The organism is Embleya sp. NPDC059213, from assembly GCF_042754445.1.
Lineage (GTDB): Bacteria > Actinomycetota > Actinomycetes > Streptomycetales > Streptomycetaceae > Embleya.
The window spans coordinates 19,295-39,595 of record NZ_JBHZAV010000014.1 but is presented as its reverse complement, the minus strand read 5'-3'; the positions used below and the strand labels follow the sequence as shown (position 1 = coordinate 39,595).

Annotated in this window: 19 protein-coding genes and 2 tRNA genes; 14 read left to right on the top strand and 7 right to left on the bottom strand. The window is 69.1% G+C overall.

Features of this window, described 5'->3' with window-relative positions; translation table 11 throughout:
* Nucleotides 1–148: 148 nt before the first annotated feature.
* Nucleotides 149–1,795 (bottom strand): long-chain-fatty-acid--CoA ligase, encoded by a 1,647-nt coding sequence (locus ACFXMF_RS08285; RefSeq protein ID WP_360311279.1) that lies wholly within the window; start codon nucleotides 1,793–1,795, stop codon nucleotides 149–151.
* Nucleotides 1,796–1,917: 122 nt separating this feature from the next.
* On the opposite strand from ACFXMF_RS08285, the gene ACFXMF_RS08280 reads away from it, so the two are divergent.
* The gene (locus ACFXMF_RS08280) at nucleotides 1,918–2,607 is read left to right on the top strand and encodes a PaaI family thioesterase (protein WP_360311281.1); all 690 of its coding nucleotides are present in this window, start codon (nucleotides 1,918–1,920) and stop codon (nucleotides 2,605–2,607) included.
* Between the two features lie 24 nt (nucleotides 2,608–2,631).
* Here ACFXMF_RS08280 and ACFXMF_RS08275 read toward each other — a convergent pair whose 3' ends face one another.
* Together ACFXMF_RS08275 and ACFXMF_RS08270 are read right to left on the bottom strand one after the other, a co-directional pair.
* Entirely contained in the window at nucleotides 2,632–2,964 is a 333-nt protein-coding gene (locus ACFXMF_RS08275) for a rhodanese-like domain-containing protein (protein WP_360311283.1), read from the bottom strand.
* Between the two features lie 134 nt (nucleotides 2,965–3,098).
* Nucleotides 3,099–3,917 carry a hypothetical protein gene (locus ACFXMF_RS08270; protein WP_360311285.1) on the bottom strand — a complete coding sequence of 273 codons (819 nt, stop codon included), beginning with the start codon at nucleotides 3,915–3,917 and terminating at the stop codon, nucleotides 3,099–3,101.
* A 182-nt stretch (nucleotides 3,918–4,099) separates the two neighbouring features.
* Between ACFXMF_RS08270 and ACFXMF_RS08265 the strand changes: the two genes are divergently transcribed.
* The gene (locus ACFXMF_RS08265) at nucleotides 4,100–4,687 is read left to right on the top strand and encodes a TetR/AcrR family transcriptional regulator (RefSeq protein ID WP_020557109.1); all 588 of its coding nucleotides are present in this window, start codon (nucleotides 4,100–4,102) and stop codon (nucleotides 4,685–4,687) included.
* 222 nt (nucleotides 4,688–4,909) lie between these two features.
* Here the strand turns inward: ACFXMF_RS08265 and ACFXMF_RS08260 are convergent, their stop codons facing one another.
* Complete coding sequence (locus tag ACFXMF_RS08260; protein ID WP_360311287.1) at nucleotides 4,910–6,292, bottom strand: DUF2252 domain-containing protein; 1,383 nt, start codon at nucleotides 6,290–6,292, stop codon at nucleotides 4,910–4,912.
* A gap of 122 nt (nucleotides 6,293–6,414) precedes the next feature.
* Nucleotides 6,415–6,498 (bottom strand) — tRNA-Leu (locus ACFXMF_RS08255).
* 387 nt (nucleotides 6,499–6,885) lie between these two features.
* Between ACFXMF_RS08255 and ACFXMF_RS08250 the strand changes: the two genes are divergently transcribed.
* The 8 genes from ACFXMF_RS08250 (at nucleotide 6,886) to ACFXMF_RS08215 (ending at nucleotide 15,833) form a co-directional block, all read left to right on the top strand.
* On the top strand, nucleotides 6,886–7,776 hold the full coding sequence (locus ACFXMF_RS08250) for a DUF3662 and FHA domain-containing protein (RefSeq protein WP_360311289.1): 891 nt from the start codon (nucleotides 6,886–6,888) through the stop codon (nucleotides 7,774–7,776).
* A 10-nt stretch (nucleotides 7,777–7,786) separates the two neighbouring features.
* Nucleotides 7,787–8,323, top strand: a complete 537-nt coding sequence (locus ACFXMF_RS08245) for an FHA domain-containing protein (RefSeq protein ID WP_360311291.1) — start codon at nucleotides 7,787–7,789, stop codon at nucleotides 8,321–8,323.
* A gap of 5 nt (nucleotides 8,324–8,328) precedes the next feature.
* A complete protein-coding gene (locus tag ACFXMF_RS08240; protein WP_360311293.1) occupies nucleotides 8,329–9,915 on the top strand; it encodes a PP2C family serine/threonine-protein phosphatase in 1,587 nt (528 codons plus the stop codon).
* A 10-nt stretch (nucleotides 9,916–9,925) separates the two neighbouring features.
* Nucleotides 9,926–11,587, top strand: a complete 1,662-nt coding sequence (locus ACFXMF_RS08235; RefSeq protein WP_360311295.1) for an FtsW/RodA/SpoVE family cell cycle protein — start codon at nucleotides 9,926–9,928, stop codon at nucleotides 11,585–11,587.
* Between the two features lie 37 nt (nucleotides 11,588–11,624).
* Nucleotides 11,625–13,139 (top strand): penicillin-binding transpeptidase domain-containing protein, encoded by a 1,515-nt coding sequence (locus ACFXMF_RS08230; RefSeq protein WP_360311297.1) that lies wholly within the window; start codon nucleotides 11,625–11,627, stop codon nucleotides 13,137–13,139.
* Between the two features lie 206 nt (nucleotides 13,140–13,345).
* Nucleotides 13,346–15,238 (top strand): Stk1 family PASTA domain-containing Ser/Thr kinase, encoded by a 1,893-nt coding sequence (pknB, locus tag ACFXMF_RS08225; protein ID WP_360311299.1) that lies wholly within the window; start codon nucleotides 13,346–13,348, stop codon nucleotides 15,236–15,238.
* A 249-nt stretch (nucleotides 15,239–15,487) separates the two neighbouring features.
* Nucleotides 15,488–15,625, top strand: a complete 138-nt coding sequence (locus ACFXMF_RS08220; protein WP_020557117.1) for a DLW-39 family protein — start codon at nucleotides 15,488–15,490, stop codon at nucleotides 15,623–15,625.
* 135 nt (nucleotides 15,626–15,760) lie between these two features.
* A tRNA-Ala gene (locus ACFXMF_RS08215) sits at nucleotides 15,761–15,833 on the top strand.
* A gap of 78 nt (nucleotides 15,834–15,911) precedes the next feature.
* Here ACFXMF_RS08215 and ACFXMF_RS08210 read toward each other — a convergent pair.
* Nucleotides 15,912–16,514: a DUF5324 family protein gene (locus ACFXMF_RS08210; protein ID WP_360311349.1), complete on the bottom strand. Its 603-nt coding sequence runs from the start codon at nucleotides 16,512–16,514 to the stop codon at nucleotides 15,912–15,914.
* Nucleotides 16,515–16,715: 201 nt separating this feature from the next.
* On the opposite strand from ACFXMF_RS08210, the gene ACFXMF_RS08205 reads away from it, so the two are divergent.
* Both ACFXMF_RS08205 and ACFXMF_RS08200 read left to right on the top strand, forming a co-directional pair.
* Nucleotides 16,716–17,246 carry a peptidylprolyl isomerase gene (locus ACFXMF_RS08205; protein WP_360311301.1) on the top strand — a complete coding sequence of 177 codons (531 nt, stop codon included), beginning with the start codon at nucleotides 16,716–16,718 and terminating at the stop codon, nucleotides 17,244–17,246.
* A 62-nt stretch (nucleotides 17,247–17,308) separates the two neighbouring features.
* Complete coding sequence (locus tag ACFXMF_RS08200; RefSeq protein ID WP_360311303.1) at nucleotides 17,309–18,190, top strand: rhomboid family intramembrane serine protease; 882 nt, start codon at nucleotides 17,309–17,311, stop codon at nucleotides 18,188–18,190.
* Between the two features lie 216 nt (nucleotides 18,191–18,406).
* On the opposite strand, the gene crgA is transcribed toward ACFXMF_RS08200, so the two are convergent.
* The gene (gene crgA, locus ACFXMF_RS08195; RefSeq protein ID WP_020557121.1) at nucleotides 18,407–18,658 is read right to left on the bottom strand and encodes a cell division protein CrgA; all 252 of its coding nucleotides are present in this window, start codon (nucleotides 18,656–18,658) and stop codon (nucleotides 18,407–18,409) included.
* A 130-nt stretch (nucleotides 18,659–18,788) separates the two neighbouring features.
* Here crgA and ACFXMF_RS08190 point away from each other — a divergent pair, with 130 nt between their 5' ends.
* The gene (locus ACFXMF_RS08190; RefSeq protein ID WP_360311351.1) at nucleotides 18,789–19,538 is read left to right on the top strand and encodes a DUF881 domain-containing protein; all 750 of its coding nucleotides are present in this window, start codon (nucleotides 18,789–18,791) and stop codon (nucleotides 19,536–19,538) included.
* Between the two features lie 49 nt (nucleotides 19,539–19,587).
* Nucleotides 19,588–20,280, top strand: coding sequence for a class E sortase (locus tag ACFXMF_RS08185; protein ID WP_380020574.1), 693 nt, complete (start codon nucleotides 19,588–19,590; stop codon nucleotides 20,278–20,280).
* Nucleotides 20,281–20,301: the final 21 nt, after the last annotated feature.

Sequence of the window (20,301 nt, the reverse complement as noted above, 5' to 3'; positions counted from 1 at the left end):
CGAAACCGCTGCCAACCACCCGGTCGGGACGGTTTCCGTGACCATAGAACGTGTTCTACTCTGAGCGCCGGTGCGATCCCGACCCCGCGGCGATGTCCGGCACGGGGGTGCGGACATGCCGGGCCGGGATCGCACCGTCACGGCCGACTCACAGGTCCAGCACGCCCTCGCGGTCGTACGCCCGGTAACGGCCGAGGAGTTCCTCGCGCCCCGCGTCGTCGAGCAACCGGTAGTCCGCGCCCCGCTCGGGCCGCCACCACACCTGTCCCGCCGCCCGAAAGCCCGCCCGACGCAGGCCGACCTTGTGCACCTTGTTGGTCGCGGTGGTGGGCACCTCGTCCACCACCCGGACGAACACCGGCGCCATCTTGGTGCCCAGATCCGGCTGCTCGGCCATGAACGCGGCGAACTCGCCCGGGTCGAACTCGGCCCCCTCGCGCACCTGTACGCACGCCATCACCTGGTCCCCGGTGACCGGATCCGGGACCCCGTACACCACCACGACCTCGAACGGGGCGAAGCGCGCGAGGATGCCCTCGATGCCCGCCACCGCCAGGTTCTCGCCGTCCACCCGCAACTTGTCGTCGGCGCGGGCGGCGAAGTAGAGGTATCCGGCCGCGTCCCGGTAGAAGTGGTCGCCCGTCCAGTACTGCCCGTCGCGCGCCCGGGCCGCCGACGCCTCCTCGTTGCGCCAGTACCCCTCGAATCCGTTGCGCCCGGTGTTGACCAACTCCCCGATCGCCGCGTCCCCGTTGACCAACCGACCCGCCGCGTCGAACTCGGCCCGCGCGCACTCCGCCCCGGTCGCCGGATCCAGCACCGCGGCGTGCTCGGGACACGGTCCGACGGCGCCCGCGGGCGTGCCCGGCCGCCAGTTGACGCTCATCCCGCCCTCCGAGGAGCCGTATCCCTCGGTGAGCGCACAGCCGAACCGGGCCTCGAAGCGCGCCATGTCCACCGCACCCGCCTCGGTGCCGAACCCGGCGCGCAGCGGGTTGTCCCGGTCGTCCGGCCGCTCCGGGGTGGCCAGCAGATAGGAGATCGCCCGGCCCACGTAGGTGAAGTAGGACGCGCCGTAACGACGGATGTCGGGCAGGAACGCGGACGCGGAGAAGCGCCGACGCAACGCGACCGCGCCGCCCGCCCGCAGCGCCGGCGACCAGTTCGCCATCAACGCGTTGCCGTGGAACATCGGCATGCAGATGTAGTTGACGTCGTCCGGCCCGAAGCCGAACTGCTCGGACAACACCGTCCCGGCACCCGCCAGCCGGCCCTGCGAGCAGACCACGCCCTTGGGCGCACCGGTGGACCCGGAGGTGAACACGATCAACAGGCGGTCGGCGGGGTCCGCGACCAGGGCGGGCAGCGCCGCGTCCGCGTACGGGCGCAGCAGTTCGTCGTACGCGGGGTCGTCGACCACCAGGATCCGCTCCGCCGGGATACCCAGGTCGAGCCCTTCGAGCAGCGGCAGATGCGCGCGCTCGGTGACGATCACCCCGCACTCGGCGTGCGTGATGTCGCGTGCCAGCTCGGCGCCGCGCCGAGTCGAGTTCACCCCCACCAGGGTGGCGCCCGCCACCGCCGCACCGGAGAGCCAGTGCGGGAACTCGGGCACGTTGTCGAGCAGGACGCCCACGTGCGGCTCGACCCCGCGCGGCAGCAGGTCGGTGAGCAGCGCCGCCCGCGCGGCGGCGGCCCGGGCCAGCTCGTGATGCGTCCAGGTTCGATCCTCGAAGTGGAGCCCGGTCCGTTGGTCGCCCCATTGGTGATGGACGAGTTCCGCGATCGTCACCATGCCGCACTCCCTCACCGAGATCCGCTCAGGCCGGATCTGATAGACCGTTAGATCTGATGCACCGTCATATTCTTTGCCCGCATTCTTGGCAAGATCAAGAAAAGTGTCACGGAGGTACGGGTATGAACTCGAACACCAGGCCGCTGCCGCCGGCCTCGGCCACCGCGCTCGCCGAGCTGATGGCCGGCACGCTGCCCGACCCCTCGACCGTGACCGCGGAGGCGCTGGACCTCGCGGATCGGGTCCGGGACCTGGTCGAGGCGGTGGTGTGGACGGACGTGGACGCGGCGGTGCGCGCGGACGCGGCCCGACGGGTCGCCGAACTGACCGAGTTGCTGAGCGCCGCCCGGCGCCCGCAGGCGGTGTCGCTCATCCGGTATCCGAACGGCCGACTGGAGCACCTGACCCAGATGGGCTCGGGACGGCTCAACCCGCAGGCGCCCAGGCTGATCTTCGAGGACGTGGAGCCCCGGCCGGACGCCGCCGCCGACCCGGAGTCGGTACAGATCCGCGCGCACTGCACGCTGACCGCGGCGCACGGCGGGCCGCCCGCCCGGGCGCACGGCGGGATCGTGGCGGTCGTCCTCGACCAGTTGCTCGGCGTCGCCGCGTCCGCGGCCGGCGCCCCCGGGCTGACCGCCGGGCTGGACATCCGCTACCGCCGGGCCACGCCCTACGACGTGCCGTTGGAGCTGACCGGGCGCTGGACCGGTCGCGAAGGCCGCAAGAGCTTCGCGACCGGTGAGATCCGCGCCGACGGCGAGGTGACCGCCGAGGCGACCGCGGTGTTCATCGCGGAACGCCGATCCTGACCGGTCCCGCGACCGGTCCGCGGGTCAGACCACCGCCGGGGCGGCCGTCGTCTCGCTGACCATCGGCCGTCCGGCGGCCTCCCAGGCCAGCATCCCGCCGTCGACGTTGACCGCGTCCCACCCCTGCTGCCCCAGATAGTGGGTCACCTGGGCGGACCGGCCGCCGACCCGGCACATCACGTATACGCGGGTGTCGTGCGGGACCTCGGCGATCCGCTCCAGGAGCGTGCTCATCGGGATGTGCCGGGCGCCGGCCACATGACCGGCGTCCCATTCGTGCACCTCCCGTACGTCCAAAACGAAGGCGTCGTCAGGGACCGCGGCGGCGGGCACGGCCGGCGGGGGCGACAGGTGCATCACATCTCCGGGAGTTCGGGCGTCCGGAACCCGTCCGGCCGCGCTCATCGCACATTGTCGACCATCGGCGCCGGGCACCCGCGCCTCGCACGAGCGAACGATCGAGTCCGCCGCGCCGGGCCGGGGGTCGCGGGTCAGGGGTCGACCAGCGTGCCGAGCACCTTCTCCTTCTCCGCGATGTCGTGCAGGAGCTGATCGGCCAGGTGCTCGAGCAACCCGTCCGGGTCGTTCGGGGCGAGCTGGAGCAGTTGCCCCATCGCGCCCTCCATGAGCTGATCGCGCAGACCCGACAGCTCGGCCCGCCGGTGGGTGAGCCAGGCCAGTCGGCTGCGCAGCCACTGCCCGCGACTCTCCGCGTCCGGCCCGGTCGCGCCCTGCGGGGAGGTGGCCCATTCGGTACCCAGGGCCAGCAGCTCGGTCACGTCACCGCGCGCGTAGGCGGCGTTCACCCGGGCGATGAAGGTGCCTCGGCGCTGCTTCTCCTCGGGATCCTGGACCAGGTCGGGGTGCGCCCGGCGGGCCAGCTCGCGAAAAAGTTTGCGTGCCTCGGCACCGGGACTGACCCGGTGCACCTCGGGCACCGGCATCGGCTCGTCGGCCGCCTCGCCGGCGCCGCCCGTCGCCCCGCCCGCACCGTCGAGGGCGCCCAGCAGCGAGTCCAGGTCCGGCATATCCGTGACCACACCACGCAACTCGACCGCGCGCCGGATGTCCGCCGGGTCGCCGGTGTGCGCCGCGATCGCCTCCGCGATCAGGGCGTCCAGCTCGTCGAGTCGCTCGTAGAGCGGTCCCAGCCGGCGGTGGTGCACGATCGCCAGGTTGTCCAGCTCGACCTGAAGGGTCGTCACATCCACTTCGTCGTCGAGCAGCGCCGTCTCTGCGGCGGCGACCTGTTGCTCCAACTCGGCGATTTCGGGGTCCGACCAGGGGGTCGGCGCGCTGACCTCGTCCATCACGTCCCTTGTGTGCTGTTCTGTTCCCGCGCGACACCGGCCGGCGGGCGCGTCTGCCGGACTTTGAAGATCAAATCACTCGCAACACCCCCCAGCAGCCTATGTGGTAGGGCAGCATGGTCAGGCCGTCCCTGGCCAGTCGATCCAACAAAGCAGTTGGCTAGAGGGGATAAGATCCAGCCATGCCGCCCGACACCGCACGCACCCGAGCCAAACTTCTCGACGCCGCCCGCGCGGAGTTCGCCGAGCACGGCATCGCCGGCGCCCGCGTCGACCGCATCGCCCTGCGCGCCGGGGTGAACAAGGAGCGCATCTACGCGTACTTCGGCAACAAGGAGCAGCTCTTCCAGCACGTGCTGACGGAGTCGCTCCAGGAGCTCAACACGGTCGTCACGATGCCCAACGACGACCCGGCCGAATACATCGCCCAGGTCTACGACTTCTACTGCGCCCGCCCGGAGCTGCTCCGGCTGCTGGTGTGGGAGGCGTTGTACTACGGCCACGACCCGGTTCCGGACGAGGAGCGGCGAGTCACGAGCTACGCCGCGAAACTTCAGGAGTTCGCCGATCATCTCGGCGTGAAGCCCTCGCCCGACGTCGCCCAACTGCTCTTCTCGCTCATCGGCGTCGCCGCCTGGCAACAGACGATGCCGCAGATGTCGCGGGTACTGCTGGGGGCCGACTCGGAATCCGAGGAGGCCCGGGCGAACCGGCGCAAGCACCTCATCGAGTTCACGCGAGCGTCCATCGCATCGATGAAGCAGTCCTAGGGCGCACGGCCGGATGAAGGGTCCACCCTTCATCCGGCATGCCCACGCGATACCGCTCTTCCCGCGGCTCCACCGGACGGCCCGCGAATTCCCGCACCGTCACCCGTATCCTTCGCAGCCCGACGCCACATCCGGTGGAGATCCCGCGCTGCTCGTCGGCGGGCAGGTCCGGGACCTGCCCGCCGACGTCCCGGCCGGCCGCCGCGCACGGCCGACCCGGGATCAGACCCCGGTCTCGGCGGGCAGCCGCCCCGACCGCACGGCCGCGAGCAGTTGTTCGTGATCGGCCTCGGTGCGATCCGCGTAGCGCACCGCGAACCGGGCGAACGCGTCGTCCAGCCGGTCGCTCTTGCCGCAATAACCCGCAAGCACCTTGGGGTCCACCGAGTGGCTGTGCGCGCGGGCCAACAGCGCGCCGGTCATCCGGGCGTAGTCGTCTATCTCGTGCGCGGCCAGCACGCTCGGGTCGATGCTCCCCTTCATATTGCGGAACCGGCGCACCATGTACGCCCGCCCGTCGATCGAGGTCCACCCGAGCAACGAATCGGTGCCGGCCTGCATCCACTTCTGGCCCACCACGACCCGACGCCCCTCGTGCTCGACGTGCGCGGGCGGCAGATACGGCGCCAGCGCCGAGGGCCGCGCCTCCTTCACCTGGAGCACCAGCGGCTCGTCGCCGTTGCCCAACAACAGCACCACGTAGGCCCGGGTGCCGACACTGCCGGTGCCCACCACCCGAAACGCCACGTCCTCGACCGCGAACCGGGCCAACAGCGGCCGACGTTCGGTGGAGAGCGTGTCCACATAACTCTCCAGGCCCGCCGCCACCGCGTGCGCGAGCGCGTCGTCCACCGCGGTGAGCACCGGCGGCTCCGGCACGAAGTGCCAGGTGCCGTCGGAGCGCCGCCGGGTCGCCTTGGCCGCGAACCGGGCGCTGGTGTTGCGCCGCGCCTTCGCGGTGACCTGGGCCAGCAGACCGGACAACTCGGCCGCGTCCGCGTGCGCCACCAGCGACTCGTCGGCGATCGCGTGCCACGCCTGCAACACCGGCATCCGGGCCAGCACCGACATCGTCCTGCGATACGAGGCCGCCGCGTCGAAGGCGGCCTTGTGGCACGCGTCCGCGTCCAGGCCGCCGACCCGGCCGGCCACCACGAGCGAGGCGGTCAGCCGCTTGAGGTCCCACTCCCACGGGCCCTGGACCGTCTCGTCGAAGTCGTTGAGGTCCATCACCAGCCGACCCTCGGCGGTGCCGAACACCCCGAAGTTCCCGGCGTGCGCGTCGCCGCAGATCTGCCCGGTCAATCCGGTGACCGGCTGCGCCGCGAGATCCGCCGCCATCAACCCGGCGGAGCCGCGCAGGAACGCGAACGGCGAGGCCGCCATGCGTGCGATCCGCAGCGGCACCAGATGATCGAGCCGCCCGATATTGGCCCGCTCGACGCTCTCCACCACGTCGGGCCGATCCACCGCGGGTTCGAAGTTCGCGTGCGCGGCCCGCGACACCCGCTCGCGCAGGCCCTTGCCCAGCGCCTTCGACGCCACATCAGACCTGTCCCGAAAACCCGGAACGGTGAATTCCCGCCCCACCGAAGTCCCCGACATGTACCGATCCTCCTCCGGAGCCTGTGCCCGGCCCACACCCAGAGACGACCGGACCGGCAAGCAGTCCGGACGCACGGACATACAGAAAGGCCCCAGGTCGATGACCTGGGGCCTTTGCTCGGTGCGCGAGGGGGGAGTTGAACCCCCACGCCCTTTCGGGCACTGGAACCTGAATCCAGCGCGTCTGCCTATTCCGCCACCCGCGCGAGCAATCAAAGATTAGCACGGGCCCAAGGTCCGATACGAATCCATACCCGCAGGCCCCACCGCTCACACCATGAGCATCCGTATGGACACCCTGAGCAACCAACGGTTCATCTTTGTGGACCGGGATCCCCACGACCCCCGCCTCTCCGGCATGCTTGCCCTGCACCGTACGGTGAACGGGCTTCGACCCCGGCCACGCACACGGTCGCGGCACAACTACTGCAAGCGAGCCACGGAGGAGCCAACAGGGTGTAGGAATCCCTGTGAAAGCCAACACTCCTTACAGTGGCCACGGTAGGGAACCGCGCCCGTTTCCCACGCGTGGATACGATCAGTGAGCAGACTGTAGGACCGGACCGGCCGATCGCGTACGGAAGGAGGTGCCCGTGGGTCCCCTGAAGAAGTTCGAGCAACGGCTTGAGGGCCTGGTCAACGGCGCCTTCGCCAAGGCGTTCAAGTCGGATGTCCAGCCCGTCGAGATCGCCAGCGCGCTCAAGCGCGAGTGCGACAACAACGCGACGATCTGGAACCGCGACCGAACCATGGTCCCGAACGACTTCGTCGTCGAGCTCGGCCAACACGACTATGAGCGCCTGAGCCCGTACGTGCAGCAACTCGGCGGCGAGCTGGCGACCGTGGTGCGGGACTATGCGCAACAACAGCGCTATTCCTTCATCGGTCCGGTCGAGGTCCACTTCGAGCATGCCGACGACCTCGACACGGGTCTGTACCGTGTGCGTAGTCAGGCGCTCGCGGGCAGTCAGTCGCACCATGAACAACAACAGCCCCCACAACAACCGCCCTTCCCGGGCGGGGGGCCGCAACCGGAGCAGCCACCACAGGGTTATGGATACGGTCGACCCGGCGGGCCACCCCCGCCCGGGGTGCCCGCGCCACCACCCTTCGGCCCGCCCGGAACCCCGGGAACGCCGACGCCTCCCCGGCCGCAGCCGGGGGAGCAGGGCGCCTACGGTCAGAATCCGCCGCCGGCACCACGGCTGCGAACCTGGCTGGAGGTCAACGGGGTGCGTCACGAGCTCACTGCCCCGGTCGTGAAGTTGGGCCGCAGCACCGATGTGGAAGTTCGCGTGGACGATCCGAGCGTCTCGCGACACCACGCCGAGATCCGCATCGGCGCTCCGGCGTCGATCACGGACCTCGGTTCGACCAACGGGATCGTCGTCGACGGCCAGCACTGTCAGCGTGCAGGCCTGCGAGACGGATCGCGCATCGTGCTCGGCAGCACCACTGTCGTGTTCCGCCAAGCCGAGGGGTGACAACGGGCGCATGTCTGAGCTGACCCTCACCGTTATGCGGTTGGGTTTCCTCGCTGTGCTGTGGTTGTTCGTGATCGTCGCCGTACAGGTGATCCGTAGCGACCTCTTCGGCACACGCGTGACCCAACGACCCGCGCGGCGCAGAACCGCCGCGCCCGCCGCCGGTGGAGGAGGTGCCGCTCCGCCTCAGCAGGCGCAGCCGGCCCCGCCCCCGCAGCGGCAACAGGCCCGGCCTCGCCGCGGCCAGCGCAACAATCCCAGCAAGCTGGTGATCACCGAGGGCTCGCTGACCGGCACGACGATAAATCTGACGGACCAGCAGATCACCATCGGCCGGGCCCACGATTCGACCATCGTGCTCGACGACGACTACGCGTCGAGTCGGCACGCCCGCATCTACCCTGCGCCCGACGGCAGCTGGGTGGTCGAAGACCTCGGGTCGACGAACGGTACCTACTTGGACCGTACGCGCCTGACCGGTCCGACCCCCGTGCCACTCGGAGCGCCGATCCGTATCGGCAAGACCGTTATCGAGCTGCGCAGGTAGCCTGAATGAGCCTCTCTCTCCGCTTCGCCGCCGGATCCCACAAGGGCATGATCCGAGAAGGCAACGAGGACTCCGGCTACGCCGGACCTCGCCTGCTCGCGGTCGCCGACGGCATGGGCGGGCAGGCAGCGGGCGAAGTCGCCAGCTCCGAAGTCCTGTCCACCATCGTCGAACTCGACGAGGACGTGCCCGGAGCCGACCTGCTGGACGCGCTGCGTTCGGCGGTCGATCGCGCCAACGACCGACTGCGTGTGATGGTCGACGACGATCCCCAGCTCGAAGGCATGGGGACCACGTTGACCGCGCTGTTGTGGACGGGGAGCCGACTCGGCCTCGCCCACATCGGCGACTCCCGTGCCTACCTCCTGCGTGACGGCGCCCTGGAACAGATCACCCAGGACCACACCTGGGTGCAGCGCCTGGTCGACGAGGGCCGCATCACCGAGGAGGAAGCCGACCACCATCCGCAGCGCTCGCTGCTGATGCGGGCCCTGGACGGGCGCGGCCACGTCGAGCCGGACCTGTCCGTGCGCGAGGCCCGGCCCGGCGATCGTTACCTGATCTGCAGCGACGGCCTGTCCGGGGTGGTCAGTCGGGAGACGATGGAGGGCACCCTCCTGACCTACGGCAACCCCGGCGACGCGGTGCAGGAGCTGATCCAGCTCGCGCTGCGCGGCGGCGGCCCGGACAACATCACCTGCATCGTCGCGGACGTGGTGGACCCGGCCGATCAGCCCTCGGACAGCCCGATCGTGGTCGGCGCGGTGGCCAGCGTGGTGGACGACACCACGACGCTGCCGACCACCCCGGCGTCCCGGGCCCGGGAGTTGACCGCCGGCGAGTACGAGACCGAGGCCCTGGTCTCCGAGCCGGGCAGTCGGCGCAAGCCCAAGCCGAAGTCCACGCTGCGCCGGACGCTCCCGATCTGGGGCGGCATCGCGGTGCTCGTGGCGGCGGTCGGCGGCGCGTACTACTGGACGCAGACCCAATACTTCGTGGCCGACAAAGGAGACCACGTCGCGATCTATCGGGGCATCGACTCGAAGATCCTGGGTCTCAACCTCGCGAGCACCTACCAGAGCTACGACGACCTGAAGCTCACCATGATCGGCCAGCCCAACCGGGACGCGGTCAACAGCACGCTCGACGCGGCCAGCCTGACCGAGGCCCGGCACACCATCGACCGGCTCAGGCGGCAGGCCGACGTGTGTCGCAAGGCGTATGCGAGCGAGGACGCGAAGAAGGCGGCGGAGGGCACCCCCGGCGCCCAACCGGCGGGCAGCGTGAACCTGTTCCCGCAGCAGAACCCGGGCCTGCCGGCCACGCTGAACAGCAACGCGCCGGGCGCCAAACACACGCCGACCACCGCGTCCCGAAGCACCCGGAGCTCGTCGACCTCGTCGGCCGACCCGGGGTCCAAGGGCAGAGGCAGCTCGACGACGAGTCCGACCGCACCGGCGAGTTCGGCCCCGCCGAGTACCTCGCCGCCCGCCGCGGTGCCGGAGGCGCCCGGAACGGGGCTCTCCGCCGAAGAGGCCGACCTGGCCAAGCAGTGCTATCCGCGACCGCCCGGAACCACCGGAACAAACTGAGGGGAGCGCCGTGAGCAACACGACGATCACCCCCCAAGCCGCACCGAATCGCCGCAACACCGAGTTGATGATGCTCGGCTTCGCGGTGCTGGTGCCGATGCTGGCTTATGCCAACGTGGGACTGGCGGGGGACGGGTCACTGCCGGTGGGGAGCCTGGTCAAGTACGGGTTCGGCCTCGGCGTCTTCGCGGGCCTCGCCCACCTGCTGGTGCGCAAGTTCGCGCCGTATGCCGACCCGCTGCTGCTGCCGTTGGCGACCTTCCTCAACGGCATGGGCCTGATGTTCATCAATCGGCTCGACCTGGACATCGTCAAGGGGATCGGCCTCCCCAACAACGTCAAGGGCACCGCGGCGGCCACGTCCCAGCTCATGTACTCGGCGATCGGCATCGCGCTGTTCGCGGTGGTCGTGGTGATCCTGAAGGACCACCGGCTGTTGCAGCGCTACACCTACTCGTTCATGGCGCTCGCGCTGGTCCTGTTGGTGTCGCCGATCCCGTTCCCGGGCGACATGTACGGCGCCAAGATCTGGATCCGGCTCGGCCCGTTCAACTTCCAGCCCGGCGAGTTCACCAAGATCGTGCTGACGATCTTCTTCGCGGGCTACCTGATGGCCAAGCGGGACGCGCTCGCGCTGGCCAGCCGCAAGGTGATGGGCCTGTACTTCCCCCGCGGTCGGGACATGGGCCCGATCGTGGTGGTCTGGCTGCTGAGCATCCTGATCCTGGTCTTCGAGCGCGACCTGGGCACCTCGCTGCTGTTCTTCGGCCTGTTCGTGGTGATGCTCTACGTCGCCACCGAGCGCACCAGTTGGCTGCTGTTCGGCGTGATCATGGCGGTCGGCGGCGCGACCATCGTCGGCACCTTCGAGCCGCACGTGCACGACCGCGTGGCGGCCTGGCTGGACCCGCTGGCGGTCTACAACGGCGACGGCTCGGTGCAGTCCGAGCAGCTCGCCCAGGCGCTGTTCGGCTACGGCACCGGCGGCCTGCTGGGTACCGGCCTCAACCAGGGCCACCCGACCGAGATCGGCTTCGCCGCACGCAGCGACTTCATCCTCACCACGGTCGGCGAAGAGCTGGGCCTGGCCGGGATGATGGCCATCTTCATGGTGTACGCGCTGCTGATCGAGCGTGGTCTGCGTACCTCGCTGGCCGCCCGCGACCCGTTCGGCAAGCTGCTCGCGGCCGGCCTCTCGGTCTCCATCGCGCTCCAGGTCTTCGTGGTCGCGGGCGGCGTGACCGGCCTGATCCCGCTGACCGGCATGACGATGCCCTTCCTCGCGCAGGGTGGTTCGTCCGTGATCACCAACTGGGCCCTGGTCGCGATCCTGATCCGGATCAGCGACACGGCCCGGCGACCCGCGCCGCCGGCGGGCGCGTTCGACCCGAGCGAAGGCGTCGCGCCGCGGCGCGGCTCGCACGCCTCGGGCCGGAGCAACACCCCCGCCGCCGGCTCCACCCCGCCGCCGCCGAGCTCGACGCCGGCCGAGGGCTCCGCCTCTCCCGAGGCGCTGACCGTGGCGGGCGGAGTGCCCGCCGCACCGGGTGGGCCGGCGCCCTCGGGCGGGTCCCCGACACCACCCAGACCATTCGTTCCCCCGCCGAACCCCGGCGGCGGAACGCCATACGGCCCACCGGGCCAGAGCGGCCCCGGCGGGCAGCAATCATGACGGCCGCCGCAACGCACGCCCAGGGGAGGGACATACCGTGAACAAGCCTTTGAGGCGGGTCTCCGTCTTCTGCCTGATCCTGGTCGCGGCGCTGATGCTGCGGGCCAACTGGGTCCAGGTCGTCAAGGCCGACGACTACTCGAACAACAAGCACAACAAGCGCGCCGCGTACGAGAAGTACTCCCATCCGCGCGGTGACTTCCTGGTCGAGGGCAAGCCGATCACCAGCTCGGTCAAGACCGACGACCGACAGTTCGAATACCTGCGCAAGTACGAATTCGGCCCGATGTACGCGCCGATCACCGGCTTCATCTCGCCCTTCGTCGGCAGCAATCTGCTGGAGAACCTCGAGGACGACATCCTCAGCGGCAAGGACAGCCGGCTGTTCGTGCGCAAGGTGCTCGACACCGTGACGAACAAGGGCACCCGGGGCGGCAACGTCGCACTGACCATCAACGCCAAGGCGCAGGAGGCCGCGTTCAACGGCCTCGACGGCAAGACCGGCGCCGCGGTCGCGATCGACCCCGACACCGGCAAGGTGCTCGCGATGGCCAGCACGCCGTCCTACGACCCCAACGCGCTGGCCTCCAACGACCGCAACGCGGCGTCGAAGGCGTACGACGAGTTGACCTACGACAAGAACAAGAAGGACGACAAGTTCGACCCGAAGAAGCCGATGGACAACCGGGCGATCCGGTACACCTACGCACCGGGCTCGACCTTCAAGTTGGTCACCGCCGCGGCGGCGCTGTCCTCGGGTCAGTTCAAGCCGGACACCGTGCCGAACGTCCCGCTCCAGGGCGGCAAGCTGTTCTACCCGAACTCGACCCAGTTCCTCCCGGACTCGCACCCGGAGGAATGCGCCGGCGCGACGATGCAGAAGGCTCTCGAGCTGTCCTGCAACACCGTGTTCGCCAGCGTCGGCCAGCAGTTGTCCCAGGAGAAGGTCAAGGCGCAGGCCGACGCGTTCGGCTTCAACAACTTCGGCAAGGGCACCACCCAGAACCCGCTCGACATCCCGAGCCGGGTCTCGCCCAGCGTATTCCCGGCCGGCCTGGACACAGGCCAGCTCATGCGCTCGTCGATCGGCCAGGACAGCGTTGCCTCGACCCCGATGCAGATGGCCATGGTCGTCGCCGGGATCGTGAACAACGGCAAGGTGATGAAGCCCTACCTCGTGGACGAGTTGCGCGCGCAGAACCTCTCGGTGCTGGAGAAGACCCAGCCGCAGGTGGCCAGTCAGGCGGTCACCCCCGAGGTCGCGCAGATGCTCCAGGACATGATGAAGGGCGTCGTCGAGAACGGCACCGGCAAGGCCGCCAAGATTCCCGGGGTCACCGTCGGTGGCAAGACCGGCACCGCGCAGCGCGGCGTCAAGAACAGCGAACCGCCCTACGCGTGGTTCGTCTCCTACGCCAAGGGCGCCGACGGCAAGAAGGTCGCCGTCGCGGTCGTGGTCGAGGACAGTGACGCCGAGCGCAACGAGGTCAGCGGCAGCAGCCTCGCCGCTCCGATCGCCAAGGCAATGATGGAAGCCGTGGTCAAGAAGTGAGCCATGGCCCGCGATCACACCGTTAGAGACTCCGACCACTACTGCAATCAGATACCGACGTGTCCTCGTGACTCGGGTGTGGCGACCCCCCGGGCCGTCACACCGGTACCGTGTCGGAGAACGTGCCGGACCGGTCGGGCAACCGCCCCGGTCTCGGCCGGCCGAAGACCGAAGGCCGTGGACCGGTAAGGGAAGGGCTGGAAGTTATGGAAGAGCCGCGTCGCCTCGGCGACCGGTACGAGATCGGCGCGGTCCTCGGCCGTGGTGGCATGGCCGAGGTTTACATGGGCCGTGACATTCGTCTGGGACGCAGTGTGGCGGTCAAGACACTGCGCGCCGATCTCGCCCGTGACCCTACGTTCCAGGCCCGGTTCCGACGCGAGGCGCAATCCGCCGCCTCGCTGAACCACCCGGCGATCGTCGCGGTCTACGACACCGGTGAGGACTACATCGACGGGATCTCGATCCCGTACATCGTGATGGAGTACGTGGACGGCTCGACGCTGCGCGAGCTGTTGCACTCCGGCCGCCGATTGTTGCCGGAACGGGCGCTGGAGATGACGGCCGGCGTGCTCCAGGCCCTGGAGTACAGCCACCGCAACGGCATCATCCACCGCGACATCAAGCCCGCCAACGTCATGCTGACGCGGCAGGGCACGGTCAAGGTGATGGACTTCGGCATCGCCCGGTCCATGGCCGACAACGGCATGACGATGACCCAGACCGCGGCCGTGATCGGCACCGCCCAGTACCTCTCCCCGGAGCAGGCCCGCGGCGAGACCGTGGACGCCCGCACCGACCTGTACTCCACCGGCTGCCTGCTCTACGAACTGCTCACCGAACGGCCGCCGTTCATCGGCGACTCGCCGGTCGCGGTGGCCTATCAGCACGTCCGCGAGGACCCGCTGCCGCCGAGCACGTTCGATCCGGAGGTCTCGCCGACGATCGACTCGATCGTGCTCAAGTCGCTGGCGAAGAACCCGGACAACCGGTACCAGAGCGCCGACGAGATGCGGGCCGACATCGAGCGGGCCCTGCACGGGCTCCCGGTGGGCGCGCCGAGCGTGATGGCCGCGCCGATGGGGGCCGACCCGGCGACGCAGTACCTGCCGCCGACCGCGGGCGGGGCGACCCAGGTCATCCCGGCGCACGGTCGCGGACCGAACACCGGTCAGTACGAACTCGACGACAACGATCGCCGCCGGGACGAGCCCAGGAAGTCCCGGGGCGGCGCCTGGATCCTGCTCGCCCTGGCCTGTGTCGCCGTCCTGATCGCCGCGTTCTTCGTGGGCAAGACCCTGATGGGCGACGGCGAGGACAAGTCGGCGAGCGCGCCGAGCCTGATCGGCAAGAACCTCGAGGAAGCTCGCACGGCGGCGCAGAACGCCGACTTCAAGGTCAACATGAACGACGACCCGAGCAAGTGTCCGACCGGCGCCACCGGGACGAAGGGGAACATCTGCAAGCAGACCCCCGAGGCCGGGGCGAGTGCCAAGAAGGGCGACACGATCCAGGTCTGGGCCTTCGGCGGCCCGAAGAAGGCCACCGTGCCCACCGGCCTCAAGGGCTTGTCCGAGGAAGAGGCCACGGCCAAGCTCAAGGCCGCGAACCTGGTGGGTGTACCGCAGCGCAGCCAGACGCTGACCAACTGCCAGCGCGACACGGTGTGTTCGACCAGCCCCGATGCCGGCCAGGAGCTGAACGAGGGCGACCAGGTCACCCTGAACATCTTCAGCGGCAAGCCCCAGCACGACATGCCGAACGTGGTCGGCGCCTCGTACGAGGACGCCAAGGTCCAGCTCGAGAACCTGCAGCTCAAGGTCACCAAGTCCGACCAGTACAGCGCGGACAAGCCGGTGGGCACCGTGATCAAGCAGAGCCAGACCGCAGGCTCGAAGATCACCGAGGGCAACGGGGTCAACCTGACCGTCTCCAAGGGCCCGCAGCCGGTCAACACCTCGCCACCGCCGACCAACTCGACGGGCTCCCCCGGCGGCAACCCCGGCACCACCCCGCCCCCGTCCGGCGACAACCGCGGTGGCGGCAACCCGATCATGGGCGGCGACCTCCGCGGCGGCCACGGCGGCCTGCCCGACTGACCCGCAGCGCCGAGTCACCCACGCCGACGCCGAAGGCCCCGGAAGCAACCGCTCCCGGGGCCTTCGGCGTTGCCGACCCCATCCGTCGCACCGATCGCCGCGCGTGCCGTCGATCGGGGCCTGACCGGGGGTTTCGGTATTGGTCGGTGCCTCGGTGCACCTGTTATTGTCGAGCCCAACCCGACCGCGGCGCCCCAGGCGTGCGGACAGGTGCACGAACGTCACTCGCAGGACGGAGAGGCCACGCTGATGAAGAAGCTGATCCTGGTGGCTTTGGCTGCTGTAGGTGGCCTGTTGGTCTACCGCCAGATCCAGGCGGATCGGGCCGAGCAGGATCTGTGGACCGAGGCGACGGACGCGGTTCCGGCGGGCACTGCCACTCGCTGAGCAGATCCTGTGGGAGATCCCGCAGAGGCTTGAACCCGCCCGGGGAAACGCGCGTTTCACGTGAAACGTCCGTTTCCTCGGGTGAGGTGTCGTCCACGCCGAACCGGATTACCGGTAATCTGGTGCGGACACCGAGGGGCCTTAGCTCAGCTGGTAGAGCGCTGCCTTTGCAAGGCAGATGTCAGGGGTTCGACTCCCCTAGGCTCCACAACCGTTGGACCGCGACACGACGAAGGGCCCGGCGCACCATCCGGTGCGCCGGGCCCTTCGTCGTGCGGTGCGCCGGTCAGTCGGTCTTCGGCGCCGTCGAACGGAACTCGTCCTCGGCCGGCTTGACCTCGTTGTGCGTCGAACCGGCCGGCCGCCGGATGGTCGCCGTCTCCGGCGGCATGGTCTCCGGCTCGTCGGTCAGCCACTCCGGCTGCGCGTTGTGCCGACGCCACCACGTCAGGGCCACGAAGCCGCCGCCCACGACCACGGTGATCAGCAGCAGGCGCCGGCCGCGGCCGCGGCGTCGCTTCTTTCGGGCGACCTTCTCGATCTCCGCCGCGGTCACCTCGCCCTTGATCACCGAAAGCGCCGCGCCGGCCCGGGACCAGGCCTCGTCGCGGACCGGCTCGGCGGCGACCCGGGCCTGATCGACCGCCTGATACACGCGCGGCACCACGTCGTGGCGGACCCGGTGCCGGGCCACCTCCACGGCGTGCTCGACGCGTGGAGCGGCGTTGTCCTTGGCGTGGACCAGGGCGGGAACCACACGTTCGCGCGTGGTCTCGACCGCCCGATCACGTGCCGCGCCCGCGTAGTGGGCCGCCGCGTCCTTCGCGTTGGCGGCGTGTGGGGCGAGCCGCTCCCTGGTCCTACCGGTCGCCTCACGTACCGGATCCATGCGGGTCACGACATCCTCCTACTCGCCGGGTTCATCCGCTATCTGTTCCCGACGATCCCTGGATCATGCACCGCTCGACGGGCGGGGATCCGTACGGTGGAACGGTGCCCGGGGCCCTGTCGTGGCAGGAGCCGGCCGCGGCATGCGAGGATTTCGAGGATTCAAGAACACCGTCCGTGTAACCGTAGGGAAGGCGCAACAGTGGCCGAGGATCTTTTCGCCACCATCAAGACCAACCACGGGGACATCCGTATCCGCTTGTTCCCGAATCACGCGCCGAAGACGGTCGCGAACTTCGTGGAGCTCTCCCAGGGCCGGCGCGAGTGGGTGCACCCCGGCAAGGGCCAGAAGACCACCGATCGCTTGTACGACGGCACCGTCTTCCACCGCGTCATCTCCGGCTTCATGATCCAGGGCGGTGACCCGCTGGGCACCGGCACCGGCGGCCCGGGCTATCGCTTCGCCGACGAGTTCCACCCGGATCTGCAGTTCTCCAAGCCGTACCTCCTGGCGATGGCGAACGCGGGACCGGGCACCAACGGCTCCCAGTTCTTCGTCACCGTGGGTGCCACGCCGCACCTGAACCGCAAGCACACCATCTTCGGCGAGGTCGCCGACGCGGAGAGCCGCAAGGTCGTCGACGCGATCGCCGGTACCGAGACCGACATGCGCGACCGCCCGACCTCCGATGTCCTGATCAACACCGTCGAGGTCGAGACCGTCACGTCCTGAACCCCGAGCACGCGGGCCGGGGCCTTCGGGTCCCGGCCCGCGTCACGTGTTTGAAGGTGAGCATGAGCCCCGACGAACAACCACCGGCCGCGACCGGACCGGCCGGTCCGCCCGTGTGTTACCGGCATCCCGACCGTGAGTCGAACATTCGCTGCACCCGCTGCGAGCGGCCGGTGTGCGGCGATTGCATGGTGAGCGCGTCGGTCGGTTTCCAGTGCCCGGATTGTGTCCGCCAGGGCACCGGTCGAGTCCGTGAGGCGCGCACCGTGGCCGGCGGCCGGATCTCGTCCACGACCGCGAACGCGGTGGTGACCAAGACCCTGATCGGGCTCAACCTCGCGGTCTTCCTGCTGGTCCTGGTGATCGGCGACAAGTTCGTCGACAAGATGATCCTGGTCGGCCGGTTCTTCGACGGGGGCGAGTGGCAGGGGGTCGCCGAGGGCCAGTGGTACCGCCTGCTCACTGCGGCGTTCCTGCATCAGCAGGTGTGGCACATCGGGTTGAACATGGTCGGCCTGTGGATGCTGGGCCCTCCGCTGGAGGCCGCGCTCGGCCGGACCCGGTTCATCGCCCTCTACCTGGTCTCCGCGCTCGGCGGCACCGCGCTGTCGTATCTGATCGCCGACCCGCGGCAGGGCTCGCTGGGGGCCTCCGGGGCCCTGTTCGGGCTGTTCGGCGCGATGATCGTGCTCGGTCGCCGACTTCGGTACGACCTGCGGCCGCTGACCATCCTGCTCGTGCTCAACCTGATGATCACGTTTCTCAACATGGGCACGATCGACTGGCGTGCGCACATCGGCGGCCTGGTCGCCGGCACCCTGGCCGCGATCGGCCTGGTCTACGCACCGCAGCGAAATCGCACGGCGATCCAGGTGGGCAGCCTGCTCGCGGTGTCCGCGGTGATCGTGGCGATCGTGGCGATCCGGACCGCGCAGATCCTCTGATCGAGCGCCCGGCACGGTCGCGGGGTGGTCACGCGGCGATCACGCAGTGAATCATCCTAATGACCCATGGTGATGAATCCGGGATGCGAGCCGTTACCCGCATCCCGGTCGCTCGTTGGACCGTGAAGGGTTATCCACAGGATCTGCCTGGTTATCCCCACTGTGGATAACTCTGTGGAGTCTTCCCCGGAAAGCTCGCTGAGCTGCGTCGATGCGCTATTTCCACTGGGTGGACACGCCGAAGCCGGCGGCGATGAAGCCGAAGCCGACCACGATGTTCCAGTTCTTCAGGGACTCGACCGGGAAGCGCATGTCGGTCACGTAGAAGACCACGATCCACAGCAGGCCGATCGCGAAGAGAGCCAGCATGAACGGCGCCACCCAGCGGCGCGAGTCCAGCTTTATGGTCGTCTTCTTGGGCGGCGGCGGGGTGAAGTCGTCCTTCTTACGGATCCGGGACTTCGGCACGAGAGTCTCTCCTGTCGATGTAGCCGGACGAGTGGGTGCGCAGCACACGCGACACGATCCGGTGATGTGTCGGTTAGCGTAGTCGCTGTCAGGTCCGGAAGGAGGGTACGGCGACGTGCGTATCTTCGCCATGCGGCCAACCGGAACGTCTTGGCGAGCGATCGTACCCCGGTTGTCCGCTCTTGTGGTGTTCGCCCTGGCCGGACTGCTGTTCTGGATCAGCGCGGACACCTCGCACGGCACCAATCTGCGCAGCGACGCGCAAATGCTTCGGCTGTCCGATGTGATCCGGGACCAGGGTCGGCGCAACGAGAGTGCCCAGCACGATCTGTCCGAGCTGCAAAAGGACGTGGACTCGCTCGTCCAGGAGCAGGCCAACGACCCGCAGGCCCGCGGTCGCATCGACGCGGTCGCGGATCCGGCCGGGGTCACCCCGGTGTCCGGGGAGGGCCTCACGGTGACCCTGACCGACGCCCCGCCGGACGCGAAGTCGCGGGTGCCCGGGGTGCGCGAGCCCACCGCGGACGACCTGGTGGTGCACCAGCAGGACATCCAGGGCGTGGTGAACGCGCTGTGGAGCGGCGGCGCCCGGGCGATCCAGATCATGGACCAGCGAATCGTGGCCACCTCCGCCGTGCGGTGTGTCGGCAACACGCTGATCCTGCACGGCCGGGTCTACTCGCCGCCGTACGTGATTTCGGCGGTGGGCGACACCAATGTCCTGCGACGCGCGTTGGACCAGAGCAAGAGCGTGTCCAACTACACCGACTACGTCGAGGCGTTCGGACTCGGCTGGAAGGTCGAGGACAAGAAGCGCCTGGATGCGCCGGGGTATACGGGGCCCCTTGGCCTGGAGTATGCGAAAGTCTCCGGGACGTGATCGGCAGCGGTGAACCGAGGGGAGTCTGACGACAGTGTTGCGGACCACGATGCGGGGCCTCGGGGAGGTCTTCATCACGCTGGGCGTCGTCATCCTGTTGTTCGTCGTCTATCAGCTCTACTGGACCGGCGTGCTGGCCGATCGGGCGCGGGCCGACGAGATGCACAAGCTGGACGAGGCGCGCAAGCGGATCGTGGCGACCAAGCCCAAGGACGTACCGGTCGCGCAGATGCCGGCGCAGGCTCCTTACCACGACGACGAGCCGTTCGGCACGATGTACGTGCCGCGTTTCGGGAGCAACTGGTACAAGACGATCCGTCCCGGGGTCACGCCCAAGGAGCTGCAGAGGGGCCTGGGCTGGTACAAGGGCAGCGCGCAGGCGGGCGAGGACGGCAACTTCGCGATCGCCGGGCACCGCAAGACCTACGGCGACCCGTTCCTGAACGTGCCCAAGTTGCAGGTGGGCGACAAGATCGTGATCGAGGGCATCTCCGAGTGGTTCGTCTACACGATCGACAAGCCGGTCAGCCTCAGCGGTGACAAGGCGGTCCTGAAGACCATCCCCGAGGACGTGCACGTGCTCGACGCGGTCCCGGAGAAGGCCTACAAGACTCCCGGGAAATACATCACTCTGACCACCTGCGAACCTGAGTTCGGCAGCACGCACCGGTTGATCGTCTGGGGTCACCTGGAGTCGCGTACACCGTTGGCGGCGGGCAAGCCGGCGGCGTTGCAGGGATGAGCGAGTCGAGCCGCGCGGGCG

Coding starts and splice junctions, on each gene's coding strand:
- ACFXMF_RS08210 (WP_360311349.1), bottom strand. CDS start 16,514: ATGGATCCGGTACGTGAGGCGACCGGTAGGACCAGGGAGCGGCTCGCC.
- ACFXMF_RS08285 (WP_360311279.1), bottom strand. CDS start 1,795: ATGGTGACGATCGCGGAACTCGTCCATCACCAATGGGGCGACCAACGG.
- ACFXMF_RS08265 (WP_020557109.1), top strand. CDS start 4,100: ATGCCGCCCGACACCGCACGCACCCGAGCCAAACTTCTCGACGCCGCC.
- ACFXMF_RS08240 (WP_360311293.1), top strand. CDS start 8,329: ATGAGCCTCTCTCTCCGCTTCGCCGCCGGATCCCACAAGGGCATGATC.
- ACFXMF_RS08185 (WP_380020574.1), top strand. CDS start 19,588: ATGCGGGGCCTCGGGGAGGTCTTCATCACGCTGGGCGTCGTCATCCTG.
- ACFXMF_RS08280 (WP_360311281.1), top strand. CDS start 1,918: ATGAACTCGAACACCAGGCCGCTGCCGCCGGCCTCGGCCACCGCGCTC.
- ACFXMF_RS08220 (WP_020557117.1), top strand. CDS start 15,488: ATGAAGAAGCTGATCCTGGTGGCTTTGGCTGCTGTAGGTGGCCTGTTG.
- ACFXMF_RS08200 (WP_360311303.1), top strand. CDS start 17,309: ATGAGCCCCGACGAACAACCACCGGCCGCGACCGGACCGGCCGGTCCG.
- ACFXMF_RS08275 (WP_360311283.1), bottom strand. CDS start 2,964: ATGCACCTGTCGCCCCCGCCGGCCGTGCCCGCCGCCGCGGTCCCTGAC.
- ACFXMF_RS08260 (WP_360311287.1), bottom strand. CDS start 6,292: ATGTCGGGGACTTCGGTGGGGCGGGAATTCACCGTTCCGGGTTTTCGG.
- ACFXMF_RS08245 (WP_360311291.1), top strand. CDS start 7,787: ATGTCTGAGCTGACCCTCACCGTTATGCGGTTGGGTTTCCTCGCTGTG.
- pknB (WP_360311299.1), top strand. CDS start 13,346: ATGGAAGAGCCGCGTCGCCTCGGCGACCGGTACGAGATCGGCGCGGTC.
- ACFXMF_RS08270 (WP_360311285.1), bottom strand. CDS start 3,917: ATGGACGAGGTCAGCGCGCCGACCCCCTGGTCGGACCCCGAAATCGCC.
- ACFXMF_RS08190 (WP_360311351.1), top strand. CDS start 18,789: ATGCGGCCAACCGGAACGTCTTGGCGAGCGATCGTACCCCGGTTGTCC.